Annotated in this window: 26 protein-coding genes and 1 tRNA gene; 11 read left to right on the forward strand and 16 right to left on the reverse strand. The window is 38.7% G+C overall.

Features of this window, described 5'->3' with window-relative positions:
- The 6 genes from KI375_RS11830 (at position 1) to KI375_RS11855 (ending at position 3,042) form a co-directional block, all read left to right on the forward strand.
- Positions 1–723: an amino acid ABC transporter ATP-binding protein gene (locus KI375_RS11830; protein WP_212973719.1), complete on the forward strand. Its 723-nt coding sequence runs from the start codon at positions 1–3 to the stop codon at positions 721–723.
- A 154-nt stretch (positions 724–877) separates the two neighbouring features.
- A complete protein-coding gene (locus tag KI375_RS11835; protein WP_207451272.1) occupies positions 878–1,090 on the forward strand; it encodes a YjzC family protein in 213 nt (70 codons plus the stop codon).
- 325 nt (positions 1,091–1,415) lie between these two features.
- Complete coding sequence (locus KI375_RS11840; RefSeq protein ID WP_212973720.1) at positions 1,416–1,673, forward strand: hypothetical protein; 258 nt, start codon at positions 1,416–1,418, stop codon at positions 1,671–1,673.
- Positions 1,674–1,895: 222 nt separating this feature from the next.
- Complete coding sequence (locus KI375_RS11845; protein ID WP_212973721.1) at positions 1,896–2,438, forward strand: VanZ family protein; 543 nt, start codon at positions 1,896–1,898, stop codon at positions 2,436–2,438.
- A 257-nt stretch (positions 2,439–2,695) separates the two neighbouring features.
- Positions 2,696–2,857: a hypothetical protein gene (locus KI375_RS11850; RefSeq protein WP_212973722.1), complete on the forward strand. Its 162-nt coding sequence runs from the start codon at positions 2,696–2,698 to the stop codon at positions 2,855–2,857.
- A gap of 23 nt (positions 2,858–2,880) precedes the next feature.
- A complete protein-coding gene (locus KI375_RS11855) occupies positions 2,881–3,042 on the forward strand; it encodes a hypothetical protein (protein ID WP_212973723.1) in 162 nt (53 codons plus the stop codon).
- A 401-nt stretch (positions 3,043–3,443) separates the two neighbouring features.
- Here the strand turns inward: KI375_RS11855 and KI375_RS11860 are convergent, their stop codons facing one another.
- The 13 genes from KI375_RS11860 to KI375_RS11920 form a co-directional block, all read right to left on the reverse strand.
- Entirely contained in the window at positions 3,444–4,133 is a 690-nt protein-coding gene (locus KI375_RS11860) for a nuclease-related domain-containing protein (RefSeq protein WP_212973724.1), read from the reverse strand.
- 86 nt (positions 4,134–4,219) lie between these two features.
- On the reverse strand, positions 4,220–4,507 hold the full coding sequence (locus KI375_RS11865) for a hypothetical protein (RefSeq protein ID WP_212973725.1): 288 nt from the start codon (positions 4,505–4,507) through the stop codon (positions 4,220–4,222).
- A gap of 8 nt (positions 4,508–4,515) precedes the next feature.
- Positions 4,516–4,905: a hypothetical protein gene (locus tag KI375_RS11870; RefSeq protein WP_212973726.1), complete on the reverse strand. Its 390-nt coding sequence runs from the start codon at positions 4,903–4,905 to the stop codon at positions 4,516–4,518.
- 18 nt (positions 4,906–4,923) lie between these two features.
- Positions 4,924–5,295: a DUF2089 domain-containing protein gene (locus KI375_RS11875; protein WP_212973727.1), complete on the reverse strand. Its 372-nt coding sequence runs from the start codon at positions 5,293–5,295 to the stop codon at positions 4,924–4,926.
- Between the two features lie 172 nt (positions 5,296–5,467).
- Positions 5,468–6,538 (reverse strand): Gfo/Idh/MocA family protein, encoded by a 1,071-nt coding sequence (locus KI375_RS11880; protein ID WP_212973728.1) that lies wholly within the window; start codon positions 6,536–6,538, stop codon positions 5,468–5,470.
- 20 nt (positions 6,539–6,558) lie between these two features.
- Positions 6,559–7,722, reverse strand: a complete 1,164-nt coding sequence (locus KI375_RS11885; protein ID WP_212973729.1) for a Gfo/Idh/MocA family protein — start codon at positions 7,720–7,722, stop codon at positions 6,559–6,561.
- Between the two features lie 105 nt (positions 7,723–7,827).
- Positions 7,828–8,583, reverse strand: coding sequence for a sugar phosphate isomerase/epimerase family protein (locus KI375_RS11890; RefSeq protein ID WP_212973730.1), 756 nt, complete (start codon positions 8,581–8,583; stop codon positions 7,828–7,830).
- 18 nt (positions 8,584–8,601) lie between these two features.
- Positions 8,602–9,453 (reverse strand): AraC family transcriptional regulator, encoded by an 852-nt coding sequence (locus KI375_RS11895; RefSeq protein ID WP_212973731.1) that lies wholly within the window; start codon positions 9,451–9,453, stop codon positions 8,602–8,604.
- Between the two features lie 200 nt (positions 9,454–9,653).
- Positions 9,654–10,220 (reverse strand): superoxide dismutase family protein, encoded by a 567-nt coding sequence (locus tag KI375_RS11900; RefSeq protein ID WP_244852593.1) that lies wholly within the window; start codon positions 10,218–10,220, stop codon positions 9,654–9,656.
- A 79-nt stretch (positions 10,221–10,299) separates the two neighbouring features.
- Positions 10,300–11,031, reverse strand: coding sequence for a hypothetical protein (locus KI375_RS11905; protein WP_212973732.1), 732 nt, complete (start codon positions 11,029–11,031; stop codon positions 10,300–10,302).
- Complete coding sequence (locus KI375_RS11910) at positions 11,028–11,771, reverse strand: hypothetical protein (RefSeq protein WP_212973733.1); 744 nt, start codon at positions 11,769–11,771, stop codon at positions 11,028–11,030. The genes KI375_RS11905 and KI375_RS11910 overlap by 4 nt, the downstream gene beginning before the upstream one ends.
- Positions 11,743–12,654 carry an ATP-binding cassette domain-containing protein gene (locus KI375_RS11915; protein ID WP_212973734.1) on the reverse strand — a complete coding sequence of 304 codons (912 nt, stop codon included), beginning with the start codon at positions 12,652–12,654 and terminating at the stop codon, positions 11,743–11,745. The genes KI375_RS11910 and KI375_RS11915 overlap by 29 nt, the downstream gene beginning before the upstream one ends.
- Positions 12,651–13,034, reverse strand: a complete 384-nt coding sequence (locus tag KI375_RS11920; RefSeq protein ID WP_212973735.1) for a GntR family transcriptional regulator — start codon at positions 13,032–13,034, stop codon at positions 12,651–12,653. The genes KI375_RS11915 and KI375_RS11920 overlap by 4 nt, the downstream gene beginning before the upstream one ends.
- Before the next feature lie 185 nt (positions 13,035–13,219).
- On the opposite strand from KI375_RS11920, the gene KI375_RS11925 reads away from it, so the two are divergent.
- The 4 genes from KI375_RS11925 to lipA all read left to right on the forward strand — a co-directional run bounded on the left by KI375_RS11925 (position 13,220) and on the right by lipA (position 16,346).
- The gene (locus tag KI375_RS11925) at positions 13,220–13,972 is read left to right on the forward strand and encodes a GTP pyrophosphokinase (protein ID WP_212973736.1); all 753 of its coding nucleotides are present in this window, start codon (positions 13,220–13,222) and stop codon (positions 13,970–13,972) included.
- A 67-nt stretch (positions 13,973–14,039) separates the two neighbouring features.
- Positions 14,040–14,113, forward strand: a tRNA-Pro gene (locus tag KI375_RS11930).
- Between the two features lie 452 nt (positions 14,114–14,565).
- Positions 14,566–15,399, forward strand: a complete 834-nt coding sequence (locus KI375_RS11935) for a lipoate--protein ligase family protein (protein ID WP_212973737.1) — start codon at positions 14,566–14,568, stop codon at positions 15,397–15,399.
- The gene (lipA, locus tag KI375_RS11940) at positions 15,399–16,346 is read left to right on the forward strand and encodes a lipoyl synthase (protein ID WP_207451229.1); all 948 of its coding nucleotides are present in this window, start codon (positions 15,399–15,401) and stop codon (positions 16,344–16,346) included. Before KI375_RS11935 ends, lipA begins: the two co-directional genes overlap by 1 nt.
- A gap of 240 nt (positions 16,347–16,586) precedes the next feature.
- Here lipA and KI375_RS11945 read toward each other — a convergent pair whose 3' ends face one another.
- A complete protein-coding gene (locus tag KI375_RS11945) occupies positions 16,587–17,507 on the reverse strand; it encodes an aminoglycoside phosphotransferase family protein (protein WP_212973738.1) in 921 nt (306 codons plus the stop codon).
- 149 nt (positions 17,508–17,656) lie between these two features.
- Complete coding sequence (locus KI375_RS11950; protein WP_212973957.1) at positions 17,657–18,469, reverse strand: DUF368 domain-containing protein; 813 nt, start codon at positions 18,467–18,469, stop codon at positions 17,657–17,659.
- A gap of 348 nt (positions 18,470–18,817) precedes the next feature.
- Here KI375_RS11950 and KI375_RS11955 point away from each other — a divergent pair, with 348 nt between their 5' ends.
- Positions 18,818–19,645: a nuclease-related domain-containing protein gene (locus KI375_RS11955; RefSeq protein ID WP_212973958.1), complete on the forward strand. Its 828-nt coding sequence runs from the start codon at positions 18,818–18,820 to the stop codon at positions 19,643–19,645.
- A 133-nt stretch (positions 19,646–19,778) separates the two neighbouring features.
- On the opposite strand, the gene KI375_RS11960 is transcribed toward KI375_RS11955, so the two are convergent.
- Positions 19,779–20,942, reverse strand: a complete 1,164-nt coding sequence (locus KI375_RS11960; RefSeq protein WP_212973739.1) for an AI-2E family transporter — start codon at positions 20,940–20,942, stop codon at positions 19,779–19,781.
- Between the last annotated feature and the right edge of the window lie 125 nt (positions 20,943–21,067).

Below are 21,067 nucleotides of genomic sequence, written 5' to 3' on the forward strand. Positions count from 1 at the left end.
ATGATTACAGTAAATAATTTGCATAAAAGCTTTGGGAAATTGGAAGTATTAAAAGGAATCGATATGGAAATTGAAGAAAATGAAGTGGTTTGTGTTATCGGACCATCAGGTTCTGGAAAAAGTACCTTTCTTCGCTGCCTTAATTTATTAGAGGAAATTACATCGGGCGAAGTGATCATTGATGGCGAAAATATCGTCGATCCATCAGTAAACATTAATGATATTCGTTCCCAAGTTGGGATGGTCTTTCAGCATTTTAATCTTTTCCCCCATAAAACGGTATTAGAAAATATTATATTGGGTCCACAAAAGGTGAAGAGGATGTCCACATCAGATGCTGAGAAAATTGCTGAGCCTTTATTAGAGAAGGTTGGACTTTCTGATAAAGCCCAAGTCTTTCCTCAAAGCTTATCAGGTGGGCAAAAACAACGTGTCGCCATTGCTCGCGCATTAGCAATGAATCCAAAGGTTATGCTTTTTGATGAACCAACCTCTGCCTTAGACCCTGAATTGGTGGGCGATGTCCTACAAGTCATGAAGGACCTCGCAGAAGATGGAATGACCATGGTAGTCGTGACACATGAAATGGGCTTTGCACGCGAAGTTGGAGATCGTGTTGTATTTATGGATGAGGGCATTATCATGGAAAAAGGTAACCCAACCCAAATTTTTGACGATCCACAAAATGAACGTACACAAGAATTTTTAAGTAAAATATTGTAAAGAATGTGCCAAAATGCGGGGCGTCATCTAGGTTGATAATAGAGATTACTTTTTGTAAAATTTAATCTTTTACAATTGAGTTGGCTTTTTATATGCATTGTTTGTTATAATGTCTTTATATTGTGCAATCTATCTAAAGTGAGGGAAATACATTATGAACCAATTTTACAAACCAGGTGACACAGCACCCGTAACAGGTACTTATGTGGAAGCAGGTCATGGCGGCGGAAAAGTTAAAAATCCAGAACGCGTGGAGCTTCAACAAGGAGATAAACTTCCTGACCTAAAAGCTTATACTGTCACAATCGAACATAAAGGCGAAGAAAAAGTTAAAGATCGTCAACATGTTTGGACGTTAGAAAAATAAAAAGTGTTCTTTTGAACATAAAGCTGTCGAGAATGCTCGGCAGCTTTTTTATTTTGCACAAGAAAGCGTAAGCGTCTTGATGGCTAAATTCGCGACGTCCTGTTGCTTCTCTTGGGGTCGGGCGCTGGCCCATAATCTAGTTATCCACTAACCATAAGAAAAGCGCAAGGAGCCCACTACCTTCGACAAGCAAGTGTTCTGAGCCAATGGTGCCTTAAGCTACACTCAGTTCCAAAGCAATCCCAAGGAAAATTTTATACTTTCTCAACTCATCCGATAACCTTCCATTCTTCTATGCATACAGTAGACTTAGGGGGTGTGAAATGTGAATAAATCACTAACACTTGGGATAGCCATTTCCCTCATTTCACTTATTACCGGATTCCTGACCAATAATTGGTTTTTGGCTGTCAAGATTACAGGTATGACTGCTATTGTTTCTATTTTACTTGCTGGTATTTTTATGGGCGCCCCAATCAGACATCAAGAAAATAAATGGATTAAAAATTTGGTTTTCATCGCCATTCCTAATTTTATTCTTCTGACCATATTAATTAGCATTCGGACATTCATATCATTTTAAAAAATGTATCCGTTTTCAAATCATTACTCTGGTTCCCACAATTTATTGGCGTCCAAGTTCCGATTATCTTTGGATTACTTGCCCTCGATTGTGCTTTTTACTTAATTGGATCACGAGTACCTCCTTGCGTATGTTATAGTTTTTTGTAGCCGGTGCCGTATTTATTATGCTACTATTGAGACGGGAAAAGAAAAAACATCCTAGTATAAGGGAGAGCTTAATGTGTGGCAGGGACTCGTCATTCTCGGTATATTCAGTATTCTTTGGATCCTATACCGTCATAAAAGATACAAGAAAAAATATGTGGATTCGTCTCGAGAATTGATTATCAATTTGTTTTTTGTCTATCTCTTATCTGTCGTATTCCTGACCATGCAGCCATTCCATTGGAATATTCCATTCGGAATATGGGGTGGAAAAACAACCTATCATTATGATTTCAACCTCTTTTATGAATTAAAAAATATGTCCAATCCCAAACTACAAATGCTCTATTCACTTGGTAATATTGCTTTATTCATTCCTTTAGGGCTATTTACTCCCTTATTATTTCAGCATTGCCAGCGGTTATGGACGATCGTTTTGTTAGGATTTGCTTCCTCTTTAACCATCGAATTGATTCAAACCTTCTTTACAATGACAAGACGTGGAACCTTGGATGATTTAGTGTTTAATACTTCGGGAGCCGTGATTGGCTACAGCTTATACATCATTATAAAACTGGTTACTAAGAAAATCCCAATTTTGCTGCACACCGCAAAATAGTGATAAATACAATCCCTTAAAAAAAGAGCTTTTTAAAATAAAAGCTCTTTTTTAGATGGCAAAACGGCAAGCCTTGCTGGAATGTTTTCCTTCCAAGAAGGCCTATTGCTCATTTGGATACACTTTAGAGCAGGCGATTTGCAACGGCTATTAGCCGTTGACCCTTTTCAACGGCAATCTTGCATCTACAATAGCTGAATGGCTTTATTTATTGCCTCCGTTTTGCTCTATTAGCCGTTAGAAGGAGACTATTAGCCTTGGCGCTTATTCTATTAGCCAACGCAGGCACTCTATTTGCCGGTAAAGTCTTGCTATTAGCCGTTGCTCTCGTTCTATTAGCCGTTGACCCTTTTCAACGGCAATCTTGCATCTATAATAGCCGAATGGCTTTATTTATTGTCTCCGTTTTGCTCCATTAGCCGTCAGAAGCAGGCTATTAGCCTTGGCGCTTATTTTATTAGCCATCGCAGGCATTCTATTTGCCGGTAAAGTCTTGCTATTAGCCGTTGCTCTCGTTCTTTTAGCTGTTGACCCTTTTCAGCGACAATCTTGCATCTACAATAGCCGAATGGCTTTATTTATTGTCTCCGTTTTGCTCTATTAGCCGTTAGAAGCAGGCGCTTAGCCTATTAGTCATCGCAGGCACTCTATTTGCCGGTAAAGTCTTGTTATTAGCCGTTGCTCTCGTTCTATTAGCTGTTGCTTCGTTTCCTTCAAAGCAGGCTTAGTAGGTAATCTAATGATAATTCATATTTTCGATGTCTTCGTTCACCTCTAGTTGGCAAGTTTAAAGAGTTGAGCAGTTTGGATGCGGTATGAATAGAATCAACGCCAAAAAACTCACGAAATTCTCGATTGGTTATGGTTGTACGAATTAATAAGCGATAATCGATCAGTGATTGAATAAACGCTTTATCAGCTTTTTTACTACAAATGTGACATCTCCAGAAGCGTTTGAGTCTTTTAACAGAAAACTCCCCACATTCTTCACAGTAAATACCCGCATCATTTCACTTTATTCAGCCCATACTGACCTAATACGTCCGGTTCATCTGGTGTATGCAGCCGTAGTAAAAGCTCTGAGATTTTCACTAACTCATTATCACTCAAAATTGGCTTGGCATGTTTTTTTCCGACAAGTTCAAAACCAAATCTTAATGCTTGTGGTCGAATGACTGTTTCTAATACTTCCTTATAGTCGGGGTTTGGCAAAATAATGGATTTTGAATTGGTAATCACAACGAAGGCTTTGCATGGGAGAAAGGGGAAGGAGTACTTCTCCAACAATACTTTTAAAAAATATTGTTGGTTTTTTACTTGGACAATAGGATTCGGAAACGATTCTTCCACATTATTTAACTCTCGTATTAATTGTTTTGGGTCAAAAAACAATTTCCCTGCCATATGTTTTCCTTCAAAAATTAAAAGATAATATGGGGTTAAGATAAGTGTGTCAATTTGAAAAAAAGCTTCACTGGAGATGGGCAATCGAAGATCGTGAAAAATAAAGTGGTGTTTTTGTAGGGGAAGGTATTTCGCGTAGTAATCTAAAATCTGTTCGCCTCGATATCCGGCAGAGCGCCTACCTAATTCTTCCTTAACTTGGACCCTAGCTGGGTGGCCTTCTAAAAGTCTCTTTTGTAATGCCTCTAATATTAGTATCACAATTGGAACTGTTCTTTCCTTCTGTTTCACTTCATCACCTCTTTTTTGGTCTATATACATATTCTACTCTATACGCAAAAATCCTTCTCCCCTTTTATATAAAAGGGGAGAAGAACTCAAAGTTCAATTCTAATCGCTTGCCCATTTTTATCTTGGATATCAACGATGGTTAATCCTTGATAATTCTTTATTTCTTTTACGATTGGTTGAAGGTCCTTCCAATCTATTTGATCTAGGGAAAACGATGGAACGTCTGTTTTTTCTTGCTTTTGTTTTACTCTAGATTCGATCAGCTTCCACAATAGTTTTGTTGTCGCAAGCCGCCCCCCAGCTCTGAGAATAAAATAGGGCACGTGGAAAGTCCTAGGTTTTTGATTTTCTTGACCAATCGTGATTTTCAACATGAGCGCTCTTACTCAATCACGATTGAAACTTGTTCGCCATCGCCACTCGCAATATCGACAATCTGACCTTCTGCTTCATGCTCAATTGCTTCTAATATAAGATCCACATCAATTTTATCAATTCCCTCAACATATCTGGCAGATTCAGGGATTTTAGATGCTATACTTAATCCAGATTGTAAAACGGCCTTCACCAGCCGCAATGGCAAGTTCACATTTACTTTATCGTCTTCGTCTATGACGCGGATCTTTAAGGATTTACTTAAATAATCCGTGCGTTCCACTTTCGCTACCGACTCTTCTTTCTCTTGCAAAGCTTGAATCAAAGCTGTTGCCTCTTCTGAGTCTAATTTCCTTTCTTCCATCATCGCTAAGATTTTTTTGATTTCCTCTTTCATGCCAATCATCCCCCTCTTTTATTCATCCTTTAATCGTCGTAAAGCCTCTTCTGCGGTGATTTCGCCATTTTCTAGCATGGTGATCACCTGTTTTTCCTCTGTTTTACTTTTCGTTTCTTTCTTTTCGGGATAACCAAGAGCTGCAACCACATCGTTAAGTTTTCCACGGACAGTTGGGTAAGAAATACCTAATTCTTTTTCAACTTCTTTAATATTTCCTCGACTTTTCAAAAAGACCCCAATAAAGTGCAATTGTTCCGGCGTGAGTGATGCCCAGCTTGATAGCTCGAAGTCATTTTCAATTGTTGTATGGCAATGATCGCATTGTAATTTCGTAATCTTTAACTTATGTGAGCATACTGGGCAGTTTGTAATTAATGGATACCCCACACTTTCCCTCCTTTTATTTAATTTCTTAATATAATGTTAATACATATTAATTTTTAAATCAATATTTATTTAAAAATTAAATAACAAAATTAATTTATTGATCAACCAACCTAAAAAACTCTATTAGCCAAGTAAATTGGCCAACAGAGTTTTCCGTTTGAAAATATATTTTCTATTCTAACCTTACAGCTTCCTTCTGGGCGATCAGGCAAAGTTCAGCCGTTTTAAAGGCATGTGCCTGTGTCATTGCATTTTCAGTTCGATTTAAGCAATCTAAAATAAGTTCACCGAAGAAAGGAAAACCAACTTCGCCTTTTACTGAATAATGATAGGTACCTTCTTGATTCACGAGATAGACCTGGTTTCCTTCACGTTCACGGCCTACATCAATATATTTACGGATTTCAATATATCCATTTGTTCCAAGAATGATGGTTCTCCCATCTCCCCAGACTTCCGATCCGTCTGGAGTCAGCCAATCCACACGACAATAATGACTTGCCCCATTTTCGCCAACAATTATACAATCACCAAAGTCCTCTAATTCGGGGTAATCCTTATTCGCGTAATTTGCGACCTGACTGCGCACCACTTTTGCATCGGTATTGCCTGTATAAAACAAGAACTGTTCAATCTGATGGCTGCCGATATCACAAATAATGCCGCCATACTTCTCCTTTTCAAAAAACCATTCAGGTCGTGACGGTGCGCTCAGTCGATGTGGCGCTAGATTGGTCACTTGAATAACACGCCCAATCGCGCCTTGTTCAATTAACTCTCCGGCAAAAACAGCACTTTCTACATGGAGTCTTTCCGAATAATAGACCATATACTTCTGACCTGTTCGCTCAACTGCTGCCTTGGCATCCTCCAATTGCTCCAAGGTTGTAAAAGGCGTCTTATCCGTAAAATAATCCTTTCCACTATCCATAACACGAATACCAAGGGGCCCACGTTGATTAGGAATCGCTGCCGCTGCCACAAGCTTTACCTCAGGATCCTGGAAAATCTCTTCTTCACTTGTCGCCGCCTGAACATTTGGATAGGCTTCCAAAAACTTTTCAACCTTTTGTGGGTCAGGATCGTATACCCATTTTAAAGTTGCGCCTGCTTCCACTAGTCCATTACACATCCCATAAATATGCCCGTGATCAAGCGCCATCGCTGCCATCACAAATTCTCCTTCTGCAACGACACGATTGGGCTTACCCTTTGGCGCATAGTTCATTCCATCTTTTGACATATAGCTCCCTCCTTTCGCTTTTAATGCGTACCACTAACATCTAAAGTAACATCATCTGCTGACTGTTTACGAAACGTTGATGCGGCAATTTTCTCTTGTAATTTTTCATGATAAAGATCTTCATCGATCGGTAGGTCCACCCAGTCATCTAACCAGCTAGATAAGTATACACCATTTGAAATGGCCAAGCTTTTAATTCCTTCTTCACCTGGGGCTAATAGTTCCGCACCATTTAATATCGCATCCACCCAATTTTCCAAAATCCCTAAATGCTGATTATTTTTGCCACGTACCGGAATCTCCATTTTCCAGCACTCCGGTTCGCCAAAGCCGCCTCTAAACGTTTGATTGAATTCACGCTCAGATTGTCTTAGCCGCCAGAAGGTTAATTTTCCGTTCTCAATCACGAGCTTTCCACGATCACCTGCCACTTCAAAGCGGTTCGTACCAGGCGCTTCCCCTGTTGATGTTACAAATAAGCCTGTTGCTCCATTTTCATATTCAACATAAGCTGTCACATCGTCTTCCACTTCTATATCATGGTACTTTCCAAATCCACAGAACGAGCGAATCCTAGTTGGCATCATTCCGGTAATCCATTGCCATAAATCAAGTTGATGTGGAGACTGATTCAGCATCACACCGCCGCCTTCGCCCTTCCACGTAGCACGCCAGCCACCTGATTCATAATAGCTTTGCGCCCGATACCAATCGGTAATAATCCAGTTAGTTCGCTTAATCTCACCTAGTTCACCAGACTGAATGAGCTCACGCATTTTTTGATAAAGCGGATTTGTCCGTTGATTAAACATCATACTAAACACTTTTCCGCTTTTAGCAGCCGCCTCATTCATTAAGCGAACATTTTTCGTATAAACGCCCGCAGGCTTTTCGCATAGAACATGCCACCCTTTTTCAAAAGCCCTAATCGCTAGTGGTGGGTGCTCGTAATGTGGGGTCGCAATAATCACGCCATCGATCTCAGCTTCAGCAAAAAAATCATCAATCGTTAAAAAGCGTTTGACTCGATCCCCGAATTCTTCTCTGGCTTTAACCATTCGTTCTTCACGCACATCGCACACAGCTGTTAAGATAGCCCCGTCAATTTCACGATTGAACAAGCGTTTGGCGTGATTTGTCCCCATATTTCCCAGTCCAATTATTCCTACTTTTACGTTTGTCATGGTTAAAAGCCTCCCTTTATTTTCCTATTAAACCTGTACACATGATTCTGAATCTAACAACATCATTATTCCGAAAGGGCTGAAAAAAGCACTTCGATTTGCAGTTTAGATTTTTTCCTTCAATTTCATTAAGTTCTCTAAGCTTAAAGCTAGACTATCCAGTGGGTTTCCAGGACAAGAATCTTGTTCCACCGCATACCATTCTACTCCCGATTTCTCACCCCATTGCAAGATTGGAATAAAGTCAATTTTTCCTGTACCAATTTCGGCGAATGTTTCTTGTTCATCATCGGTCATATCCTTCAGATGGATAATTGGCATCCTATTCACATAAGGCTGGATAAAGGACAATGGATCCTGGCCGCCTTTTTTCACCCAATAGAGGTCAACTTCCGCCAAAACCTTGTTTTCTGCAACTGGCTCTAATAAGTATTCAAGCGCTGACATTCCATTTATTTCAGTTGAAAATTCAAAGGCATGATTATGATAGCTAATACGATAATCAGAAACTTGATGAGCCACATCATTTAATTTTTTTCGGACGATTTTATACCCTTCTTCTGTTTGATATTCCGCCGGTAAATATGGACAAACAATATCCTTCGTCCCGTATAAGTCCGCTTCCTTCACAACATTCTCCAAATCATTCTCTAAACGATCTAATGAAATATGCATTCCTGCTGTGCCAAGTTGATTGTCCTTTAGAGCATCCGCAACTTCTTGTGGGTCATAGCCTTGTGGCAAAGCTGAAATCTGTACACCTGCCCAGCCCATCTTTTTAATCTCTTGAAAAACAGGTGTGATTCCCTCCGCTAACTGTTCTCTTACTGTAAATAATTGTGCAGCAAATTTCTTTTCCATCTCTGTCACTCTCCTACTCTATGATTTTAATTTTTGTCTACGATATACAGAAGGTGTCATACCTACCCTTTGCTTGAAAAAACGGCTGAAGTGCGCCTGACTCTCAAAACCTGATTCTGTTGCTATTTCCACTAAGGTTCGATCCGGGTACATTTCAAGGTCAAATTTCACTTGATTTAAACGACATGTCATTACGTAATTCATCACTGTTGTACCCGTTACTTCCTTAAAAATTCTCGATAAATAAAACTTACTTAAATTCAATTCAGATGAAATATCTTCTAAACTTATACTCTTTTTAAAATGTGTCTGAATAAAATGAGCAATTTTTTCAACATGAAGCACCTTTTCGCTTTTCGGCATGGCTAGATGTTGATTTTCTTTTTTACTCAACTTATAAATTTGCATCAAAATCGTTAAGAGTAAAATCTTTAATTCTGCCTCTACTTCCGGCTTCATCATAAATGCGGAGTCTTCATTCATCAGATGATCCATTGTCTTCATCGATTGTAAGATCCGTTCTCTTTCTCCTTCATCTTGGCCGCGAAGCAAACAATTATTCATTTCTTTGAAGGGAGAGAGCAATTCTGGCATCCGCAGTTCCTCAATCACTGGATAAATCCAATCCGGAGAAAAATGCACCACGCTTCGTTCATACAAGGCAAATTTAGATGGATTAGCGCGATGGGCTGTTAAGCCATTCATAATAATAATATCTCCAGGCTGAAGATCATAAATGGAATGATGAATAAGATATTTACAATCCCCTTGATGAAAGAAATACACCTCAAACTGCGCGTGTGAGTGGAACGCAAAGTCCTGTTCTCCAATTGATTTCATTCGGTAATTCGGTCTTAACCATTCTTCCATCTTTCCACCTCTATGTATTCTGAAAGGGCTTACTTTATATACTAATGTTTTTTCAATGTTTTTCATTACCCCTGCATGCTCAAATTCGTACTATTATTGACTCAAATTGCTCTACAAATGTCAAATATGGGTAATTTACCCATCAAAAAAACAGCACATTATTCTGTACTCCATTGAGTAACAAAATAATGTGCTTATTTTTACTTACCGCCGATCACACCACAGACAATGCGATCGCCAGCATTTCCGGCAGGATCGGTCTTATAATCATCTTCTTTTTCATGAATAACAAGGGCACTTCCGTCCTCATCAAGCAAGGAGTTCTCTTCGTCATGCTTTAATGTCACATTTGGAGCCGTGATCATGACATTCACCGTACCATCGTCTTCAATTCCGATATTCGGTAAATCCCCTATGTGAAAACCTTTTGGATTTTCAAAGCCATGTTCTTTTTCACCTGTGTTAAAATGAGCACCTGCGGATGTAAAATCCGGTGCTTCACACACTCCAGTTTCATGAATATGAATCGCCTTTATCCCTGGCTCTACGTCTTTCGCCTGCAAGTGGATTTGTACTCCTTCTACTGTTTCCTTGAGGGCCGCTTTGCCAACTTCCTTTCCTTCAGAATTGATCATCTTTACATCAACATCTGCGTGGCCACTAACAGGAATAGCCTCCTCCTCTACTTGCGGCACCGCCTCTTCTCCACTACTACAAGCAGCTAATGTTATCCCCATAACTAGCAGGACACACAACAATTTTTTCACAGAAAAACCTCCTATTCTTAAAATCATTAGCATGATTGCCATACTGGAGATTTTTAAAACAGGAGGTCTTTCATTATTCTTACTCTACATTATAAATTACTTCCATTTCCCCCGTGTAATTGAAGGATAAATCAGCATTTACTTGGAGCTGCAAATCTTTTGGGATTTGTAGGTAGATAAAACGAACTTGCCTTATCGTGCCCTCAGTAAAGATATTTCTACTTTCTGTAAATTGGGAGAGAACCAAATCTCTTTCCACTGTAATCCCCTTAAATTCAAAAAACTCGCCAACTTCCTCAAGGTTTAATGTATCATCTGATAAGTTAAATTCAATCGACCTGATTTTGTCAGAGAAATCCAATGCTTGATAGATCACACTCGCAATATATTTCCCTTCAATCATGCCATCATTCTCTTGTTTTCTTTCTATAACAATCGGGACAGTTTCCTCCACTGTTTGTTGTAGATTTAACTCATTTCCCTCATATGGCTGCTGCCAAGTTTCTCGAATATACTCAGGATTAATATCAGCAAGCCGCCCATCATAGATCGCCTGTTCAAGCTCCATCGTTTTTTGGTCCAAGTTCTTATCCTGCACCCTTGGAATCTCCTCACTCGTTTTCGGCAAAAATTCATAGATAATGGGTGAGAGAATGAGAGCAGTCGCATAAATGATGATTAGAACTTTTACGATCTTTTTATTTTTAAAAATGCCCCCTTTACCTGTTGCTAGATTTCGGATCAGCTTCCAATACAAAAATCCAATAAGCAAAAGAGGAATAAGCAGTCCCCATAAAAGGATATTTATCATTTCCTCACCTCCAGTTTATTTGAGAGAAGAATAGCTGCCACAAAGAAAATTCCAGAGATGAGTAATACCTTCAACAAAAAGATCCAGAAATGAGTTTCCATCATAATAAAATCAAATACAGCCTTCATCTCTTCATCATAGCCACTTGTCACGGAGGCGATTATTACTCCTACACAGATTACAGGCAGCAAAAAGATAAAACTTCGATGAAATTGTATGATCATACCAAATATATAACCGAGTGCGGCAAACAGGAATCCATATAAGCTAATCGCACCGATAGAGAGGAGAAAATCAAGTGGTGACTGAAATAACTCTCCACCCATCATGACATCATCAGAAAAATAGCCAATGATCCTCACAATAAATCCACATAAGGTCGCAGAGATTCCTCCAATAAGACTAGCTGTTAGTAGAAATAGTACATTCGCCAAATGGCTGCTTAGTCGATTTCCTACAAAGACGTAATCGTCGTATCGAGTTGCTTTAGTGGTCGTAAAAATGGCTAGAGAAAATGTCCATAAGATGGTAAATATAACGACAATATCACCTGAATAATAGTTGAGCTCAACAGAAAGATCTCTACCGTGAAATCCAGATGACCCACTTCCTCCTGACGAAAAGAATATCGCTAAAACTTGTAAAATCACCAAGGTACCAAATGTCGTGAAAAAGGATTTACTTTTAAAAACAAATTGTTTCCAAACAACTTCAGAGAGACTCGTTTCGATTAAAGACATCATCGATCCCTCCCTTATCTCCGTTTGTTAAATAAATACAAAGGTCATTTGCTGACACAGGTGTTACTTCAATTCTTTCCTGCTTGACTGCACGAATCGTGGCTTCTGACCATTTATTCCGGATCACAGCATATCCAAGTCCTGGGCCGATTTCTTTTTCATACACGATTTCTTGTCCTTCAGTCCACCGAGCAATGGCCGACTTTTTCCCTTGAAGACCAATCGCCCATTCCTTCAAGTCAGAAATCGATGAATGCTGCAACACTTTTCCTTCGTGAATCAGCAACACATCCTCTAACAAGTCCTCTATTTCATTCAAATGATGGCTTGAGAGGATAATGGTCCGTGGATGTGCTACATAATCCTTAAGCAATGCCCGATAAAAATCCTTACGTACCGCAGCGTCCATCCCAGTCGTCGGTTCATCGTAAATCGTTAAGGCACATCGAGAAGAAAGTCCAAAAATCATATTGAAGGTACTTCTCATTCCTTTTGAAAGCTGCTCATAATAAGCCGTTTTTGATAAAGAGAAATACTCTAGCAATCGCCTCGCTAATTCAAGATTGAAATTGTCATAAAATCGCTCTCCTTCTTGCAAAATTTCATCCAATTGTAATGAGGGTGGAAAAGTCATTTGATCGTCGATCATAACGCTATTAGCGGAAACAAGTAAGCTGTTAAAAGGTCTGCTAGAAAACACTTTGATCTCGCCGGCAGATTCGTGAGTAAAACCAGCAATCATTTTTAACAGCGTAGTTTTTCCAACTCCGTTTCTACCGATTAGTCCGGTGATTTTCTCTCCTGCTATGGTAAAAGTTACATCCTCTAAGACTGACGTTCTCCCGTAATTTTTCACTAATTTTTTGCATTCAATCACATTCATTTCTGCTCCTCCTCTCCCCTGATGACCGCTTGAACCATCTGTAATAAGTCCTTCTCCTCTACTTCCAATCGCTTTGCTTCTAAAACTAGTTCATGAATAAGCCCCGTTAATGTCTCACTCTTTCGCTTCTTCAATATGGCTTTCTTCGCATTCTTTGTTACAAACATACCGAGTCCACGTTTTTTATATAAAATTTGCTCATCCACTAGCATGTTCAACCCCTTTGCGGCTGTCGCTGGATTAATCGTAAACATCTCTGCTAATTGATATTGTGAGTATACTTTCTCATCACTCTTGAACGTTTCTGCGATGATTTCATTTTCAAGCCATTCCGCAATCTGCACATAAATGGGTTTAGAGCCATCTTGGTGTAATAGCATCCAGGGACCTCCCTTCAAAATTAGTGCATTAGTGTTGTAATGTAGTATATAATATTTCTTATCTCTAGACAAGGAAGATATTGGATTTACTAAAAAAATCTTGCTGGTTATGGTACGATATAGTATATAAGAGGGCATTTTGCTTATCCGATCTTTAAAAAGATCATCTAGAAAGGAAGACCTTCATGAAACAAGATCAAATACTGGATATTCAACTCGTAAAAGAAATGAAAGTCGAGCTCACTCGATTTATGATGGCGTATCAATTCGCTTGTGATGAAATCAATACAAAAATTAATATATTATCAGATGAATTTAATTATCTCCATGACTACAACCCGATTGAACATGTAAAATCGCGGGTGAAGTCTCCTGAAAGTATTTTTAATAAAATAAGGCGAAAAGGATATCCATTTGCCCTCAATACTATTAAGGAGAATGTTCGCGACATTGCAGGGGTGCGGATTACTTGTTCGTTTATTTCAGATATTTATGTTTTAGCTGAGATGTTAGGCAAACAAAAGGATATTACCGTTATAGAATACAAGGATTATATTCAAAATCCCAAGCCCAATGGCTATCAAAGCTTACATCTTATTGTCCAAATTCCAATCTATATGACTGACCGCACAGAGCATACGTATGTCGAAATCCAAATTCGTACAATTGCGATGGACTTTTGGGCAAGCCTTGAACATAAAATTTACTATAAATATGATAAGGAAATTCCAGAACATCTGGCGAAGGAACTGCAGAGCACCGCATTTATTGCGGCAGATCTTGATAAAAAGATGGAGAAATTGCATAAAGAAGTTTCCTCTATCAAAAAGGAAAATGAAGATGATGGCGTATTATCCCGTTTAGAAGAAGACGTCATCACCAATATCCTCCCTAAAGTGCTGGATCAGTATAAAAGAAGTCTTGAAGACGGTTCATAACAATGAATGTTTTGGGATTGTTTTCCAAGGGGCCATCTACTATAATAAGAGCTAGTATCACGATTATCGGGATGTAGCTCAGCTTGGTAGAGCACTAGCATGGGGTGCTAGGGGTCGCAGGTTCAATTCCTGTCATCCCGATCACAAAGCTGTACTTTTAGATTGACATTTGTTACCATACTTCTAGCAGATAAAGTGAAACTTCATTCAGTGGGGGTTTTTACTGCCAGTTAATTCGGGATAAAGATATAGGATATCCTCTGAAGTGTGGGAAACATGAGGTCTTAGACGATTTTCATGAAGAACTGCATTTCTTTGAAAATGCAGTTCTTTTTATGTGTTTTGAGTCAATTTCATAATTATGGATCAAGAGATAAAACACGAACGTTATGGTGATTCAAATACTTATTGTAAACTTCACACCAGTTGATTGGAGCGGAAATCAACATTGTTCGGATTTTAATACTGAATTTTCTATTATGAAATTGATTCGTATTGAAAAAAGAATGGCATTTTTTATAGAAAAAACTAGATAACGATCACTTACGCCATGGCCTTCTATGATTTTTAAATTCATCTAGGAGTTGAGCAAAATGAAAGATACTTGGGGGCTTATCAATACTGGACATCAAGATGCAGCAATCAATATGGCATTGGATGAATGTCTCCTCCTTTGGCATAGCCAAGATCTGATTCCACCTGTTCTTCGTTTCTATGGTTGGTCAAAGCCCACTCTATCCATTGGTCATTTTCAAAAGGAAAGAACAATTCATTTTCCCGGTATTGAACAACACGGGTGCCAATTTGTCCGTCGTCTAACTGGAGGAAGTGCTGTGCTACATGATGATGAATGTACTTACAGCCTTGTTGTTTCTGAACGAAAACCCTATATAGAAGATTCGATTCGGAAAGCCTATCATGCATTGGCCCAAGGGATCTTTGCAGGATTTAAAGAATTAGGCATCCAAGCACAGTTTTCTATGCCTGAAGATCATTTTATAGAGGAACGGTCTGCTGTTTGTTTTGAAAGACCATCCGATTATGAAATGCTTGTCGATGGGAAGAAAATATCTGGCCATGCTCAGACAAGAAAAATGGGCGTTTTGATGCAACATGGTTCCTTACCTTTTACAATCGATCAAGACATGCTCTTTGATTTATTCGCCTTTTCAACAGAAGAGATGCGTGCCCGAAAAAGAAAGGCTTTTGCAAATAAGGCCATCTCTATGAATGAAGCGAGCAGAAGAAACATTACATACGATCAGGCAGTTGCTGCGTTTACAAAGGGATTCGAAACTGGATTGGACTTACAGTTTACCCCATTTGAACTCAGTGACTCCCAATGGGAAGAAGTACGGGCTCTAGCAGAATCAAAGTATCGTTCAGATGACTGGAATCTAAAATTTCAAAAGAAGGTGCAGGCATAATGGCAATCGATAAACAAGAATATATTAGAAAACCAGAATGGTTGAAAACAAAAATTAATACGAATGAATCTTATATGGGCTTAAAAAAGTTAATGCGCGGTCAACGTTTAAATACAGTCTGTGAAGAAGCGCGTTGTCCTAATATTCATGAGTGCTGGAGTGAGAGAAAAACAGCTACCTTTATGATCCTTGGAGATACATGCACAAGGGGATGCCGTTTTTGTGCAGTCAAAACGGGACTTCCAAATGAGCTAGATTGGGGCGAGCCAGAAAGAGTTGCCGATTCCGTAGAAATTATGGGCTTAAAGCATGTCGTGGTTACAGCGGTTGCCCGTGATGACTTAAATGATGGTGGAGCTGCTGTATTTGCCGAAACCGTTAGAGCGATCCGCCGGAAGAATCCTGGATGTACAATTGAAATCTTACCATCTGACATGAAGGGAGACTATGAAAGTCTTCACACCTTAATGTCCAGTGAACCAGAAATTTTCAACCATAATATCGAAACCGTGGAGCGCTTAACACCAAAGGTTCGTGCGAAAGCAACCTATCGTCGCTCACTCCAACTTTTACAGCGAGTAAAAGAAATCGCCCCAAAAACACCCACAAAATCAAGCATCATGGTGGGGCTTGGTGAAACCAAAGAAGAAATCATTCAAGCCATGGATGATCTTCGTGCTCACAATGTCGATATTATGACAATTGGCCAATACCTACAACCAACGAAAAAGCATCTAAATGTCGTTCGTTATTATCATCCTGACGAATTCGCTGAATTAAAGGAAATTGCTCTTTCCAAAGGCTTTAGCCATTGTGAATCCGGCCCACTTGTCCGCTCATCCTATCACGCAGATGAGCAAGTAGGTCAAGCCGCTGCTCAACGCCGCATCAACTATATGAAAGGCGTTGAAGAACAAGAAGAACAAGAAGTCGATTTTAATTTTTAATAGAAGAAATAGCGTTGCGCACTCATGGCGCAACGCTATTTTGACTTGCATCTTGCGTGGCGCAAGGTATGAAATTCTAAGCGCCAAAGCCGAACAACGCATTAAAGTATATGTAGAAATAAGAGTTCGGCAAAATCCCGAGAGGACCATGAAAAACGATGTATACTTCCGGTGTTGAGTATATGCGCCTTACTGGTTCGTTTTTTTGTAAAAGCCTAGCTTCTATTTCTTTTTCCCCATTTAAAATGCTATTTTCTCATTCAAAATGGATTCGGCCAAAGCAATATCTTTTATAAAATCCGTATATTCTTCACCATCTTCTATACACCAGCATACTCCCATAACCGTTTCCACATATAGGCATTGTCTTATAATCTTTTCAGGAATATGAAGTTCTTTTTCAAAAAAATGGATGATATGGTTTATTTTTTTGTATGTTGCTTCATCTTTTTCATCATCAAATTCATTTAATATAAAACGGGAAACATCAAAGACGGGATCACCTATTACACCTTTAGGATCGATGATTACATACTCACTATCCTTACCAAGGAGAATATTATCGTGATGAAAGTCTCCGTGAAGCAGTACCTTTTGCGAATACAAAGCAGAGAGCGATGAACATATCTCTCTTGCCTTTTTCATATGCCCATATAACTCTTGACAATCATTGCGTCTACTCATATAGTCTGTTATCCGATCGACCCACTCTATATAAGTCGGATATATGTCCTCCTGAGTGGGGGGAATATGTAATCCTTTATATAAAGAACAAAAAATAGCCAGTCTTTTATCGAGAGACTTCTCAGCCCTTAGTGGTTGCCCAGGCTGCACACGCTCTTCAAGAATGACGCCATTCTTAATATCATCTTTAAATACCCTACAAAATCTCTTGCCGTTATATTCAGACAGAGTATAAAATTCTTTAAATATCTCCCCGAAAGATGGATTGCCTATTTTAAGTACGGCATTTCCAAGGTTATCCGAATAACATTTAAAAACTAAGTTTGCAGAATATGAAGGAATGAATTGAAATGAGGTTAAATTCCACTTATCAGCATAAACTTCAATATCTCTCAAAACTTTATTGTGGAAATCCTCTCCAAAACGATTAATTATTTCTTCAGTCTCATTTTTTTTGAAACGAAAAGGGCTATCCATTCTAGTAAACCTCCCATTGATAAACTTCGATCTTTCTTAAATAATACCTGCTCCTTATCTACTATTTAATTAAAAAATCCGCTAGATATCCTCCTCTAGCGGATTTTTTTATGATTTCACTCTTAATCAAACATTTGATTAAATGTTTATTAAGCCTTTCTTACTAGACTAATGGAAAAAGAAAGACCAAGCCCAATTATAAAAGTGAAGATGCTGATGACAAGGGTTGTCCCACTTGCCATACCTGGATAGATAACAAATACGGAACCGACAATCATGCCAATAATGACCGCATATGTCATATGTGAAGAACGGGAGAGTAGATATTGGATCCCTTTACTACTCACCACAAAACCAACGATTACCCCAGCTCCAATCGTAATAATCAAGGGAATATTAAAAGTCGAAAGCGCATTGATCGCTGTTGAATACACACCTAATAACAGCAGAACAAAGGAGCCGCTAATTCCTGGCAAGAGCATCGCCATACTCGCTAACCACCCTGAAAAAAATAACCCGATCGTAGTAGACATGTTTAGTGTCGTAATGGGATCAACATCTTCTTGCGTTTTGAAAAATCCCAAGGAAGCAAGAAGTATCCCCATGATGACTAAAACAATATAATGCTTAGCTGAAAAGTTCTTTTTCACTTCTGCTTGTTTCATCAGATAAGGTAAAACACCCAACACAAGCCCCATGAAAAGAAACTGCGTGGGCTCTTTATGCTCCGACAGTAAATAATCGATCCCCTTACTGAGGACAATTATTGCTGTTCCCATTCCAAGTGCAAGCGGGAGCAAAAAGCCAATATGCTTTTTCCAATCTCGGCTAAAAAAACCGCTAATCGCTGATAATAACCGATCATAGATTCCAAGAACGAAAGCAACCGTCCCTCCGCTCACACCTGGTATTAAATCCGTTGTTCCCATAAGAAAGCCGCGAAATATATTTTTCCACTCCATCAATTTTAGAATCTCCTCTATTAAAATTCATACGCTTTATTATAGCATAGAGAGAAAAATTTTATTATACGAGAGTATTTTGTCTCTATACGACAGTATTTTTCATTATACGACAGTATTTTCCTGCATATGACAGTATCTCAATTTGAATCTGACTTTTTATCGATCTTTTTCTAATCGTGTGATAGAATAACAGCAATATCAAATGGAGGTGTTGTTGCCATTAATGTTAAATTTCCAGCAGAATCACTAGCACTTCAGGGATTAAAAGCAACATTAAATCGGTTATCTACAGATCATCCTCAGTATTCACTCATTTTCAGTAAATACCAGTCGAAAAAGGCAGGTATAGCTGGAGAGAAAAGAGTGGAGCAGATCTTCCGAACCCATTCTTTCCAGATGGAACATCGCATTTTCCACGATTTGTCTCTTCATACAAGTGCTAAATTCCAATTAGATACAACCTTTCTCACACAAGCCTTTGCCGTAATTTTTGAAGTGAAGAATATATCAGGAATTTTAACTTTCAAGGAAAATCCTCCGCAATTAATTCGCGAAAAATTTAGCGGCAAAGTAGATAGCTTTGAGAGCCCTGCCACCCAATTAGAACGGAATATGGCTTTACTCCGGGAATGGTTCCACCAGCAAAACATCCATCTCCCAGTTCTTGGTGTTATCGTTTTGGCTTATCCAAAGCAAATAGTCAAAGTGCCACCCCAAAATATAAAAATATTATTTCCTAATTTAATCCCACCCTATATTCATACTCTCTCGCATTATCAAAAAAAACTTGATATCCATATGCTTGATCTTCTAACGAACAAACTTTTAAAAAGCCATCAAGAGTATATTCCTCCACCTATTTGCGAAAACTACTCCATCCCAAAAGAGGATATTCAAACTGGCGTCATTTGTCCAACCTGCAAGTATATCGGCATGAACAAGATACCTCGGTCTTGGCATTGTCCTCAGTGCCGGAAAAATAATCCTTTGGCTCATATTCAAACCATACGCGAATGGTTTCTCATCATGGAGAAAGCGATAAAGAATCGAGATTGTCGAGCATTTTTACAAATTGATAACTTGAACACAGCCTCACGCATCTTAAAAAATATGAATCTAAATGCCACTGGTACATTTAAAGATCGAAGCTATCAAATGGATTTTTTGCATTAAGCTACCCCATTTTATACGAGAGTATTCTACTTTTATACGCGAGTATTTTCTATTATCCGAGAGTATTTTCTACTATGCGACAGTATTTCAACTTTATCCGAGAGTATTTTTTCTATTGAACATGCCTGCATTCTTATTTATGAGCTTGTTCATCCATTTGATAAGCTCCAGCATCTTCTCCATAATATTTGTCATATCGTTGTTTGAACTTACCAAAAAAGTGGGCGACAATTACTTTTAAGATTGCATAACCAGGAATACCAAGAATTACACCAACAACCCCAAATAAATTTCCTCCGACAAGTAATATGAACATGATGGTAATCGGATGAATTTTCATCGTATGCCCCATAATATTAGGTGAAATAAAGTGACCCTCCAAAAACTGAACTGCTGCCCATACGATTGCTAGCTTTACAAGCATAAATGGGGAGTCCACTAAAGCGATAATAATGGCTGGAGAAACAGCAATCATTGGTCCAAGGTAAGGAACAACACTTGTTACAGCAGCTACAATGGCTAATGTGATTGCATAATCCAAACCAATGATCAAATAGCCAATGTACAATAGGATACCGATACAAGTAGCAACGATAATTTGGCCACGTATATAAGACCCTACTTGTACATCTATATTTTTAAGGACCTGATCCGCATCATCTCTATATTTTGGTGGAATCAACTGCAAGTAATAGGTCTTGAATTTTGCGCTGTCCTTTAATAGGAAGAACAGAACAAACGGAAAGGTAAACAGTGCAACAAACACATGTGTCAGTGTGCTGGCTATGCTCAAGATACCTTCGTAAGCACCACCTAAATATCCACTGATTTTATTTGGCAAATCACTTAAGGTTGTTGTAACCCATTTGTATCCTTCATCATAATAAGGACCAATAAAGGAATGGTCGACCCAATCATTTATTTCTTCTCCCATCTGCTTCAAATAGATTGGAATGTCGACAATCAAATCATTAATCTGTTTTTCTATGGATGGGGCGACGAGGAAAACAAGACCGGTTATTAGTCCGCCGATCCCCAAAATAATAATGATAATTCCCCATATCCGCTTAATATGTAGTCTTTCTAGGAGATTGACAATCGGATTCATTATATAGTAAGCAATAAAGGCAAGAATAATCGGCGCTCCAATTGTTGATAATATGACAATCACCGGGTGGAAAATAAAGGAAATCTTATTGTAAATAAAAATAGTAATTCCAATGAAGATTAAGATAACCAAAGCGAAAATAAGATCGCGTCCGCCTAGGAATCTAATAAAACGGGTAGGCTGCTTCATAGGATGCACTCCTTTATAAGTTATTCTTTAATAATACAACCGCTTGATCAGATGGAACTTAGCATCCTTCCAGATCCATCGATGTAACGTTTAACTGTTCAAGGATACTCTTAGATGGATTTGCG

The organism is Bacillus sp. J14TS2, from assembly GCF_018333015.1.
GTDB lineage: Bacteria > Bacillota > Bacilli > Bacillales > Bacillaceae_C > Lederbergia.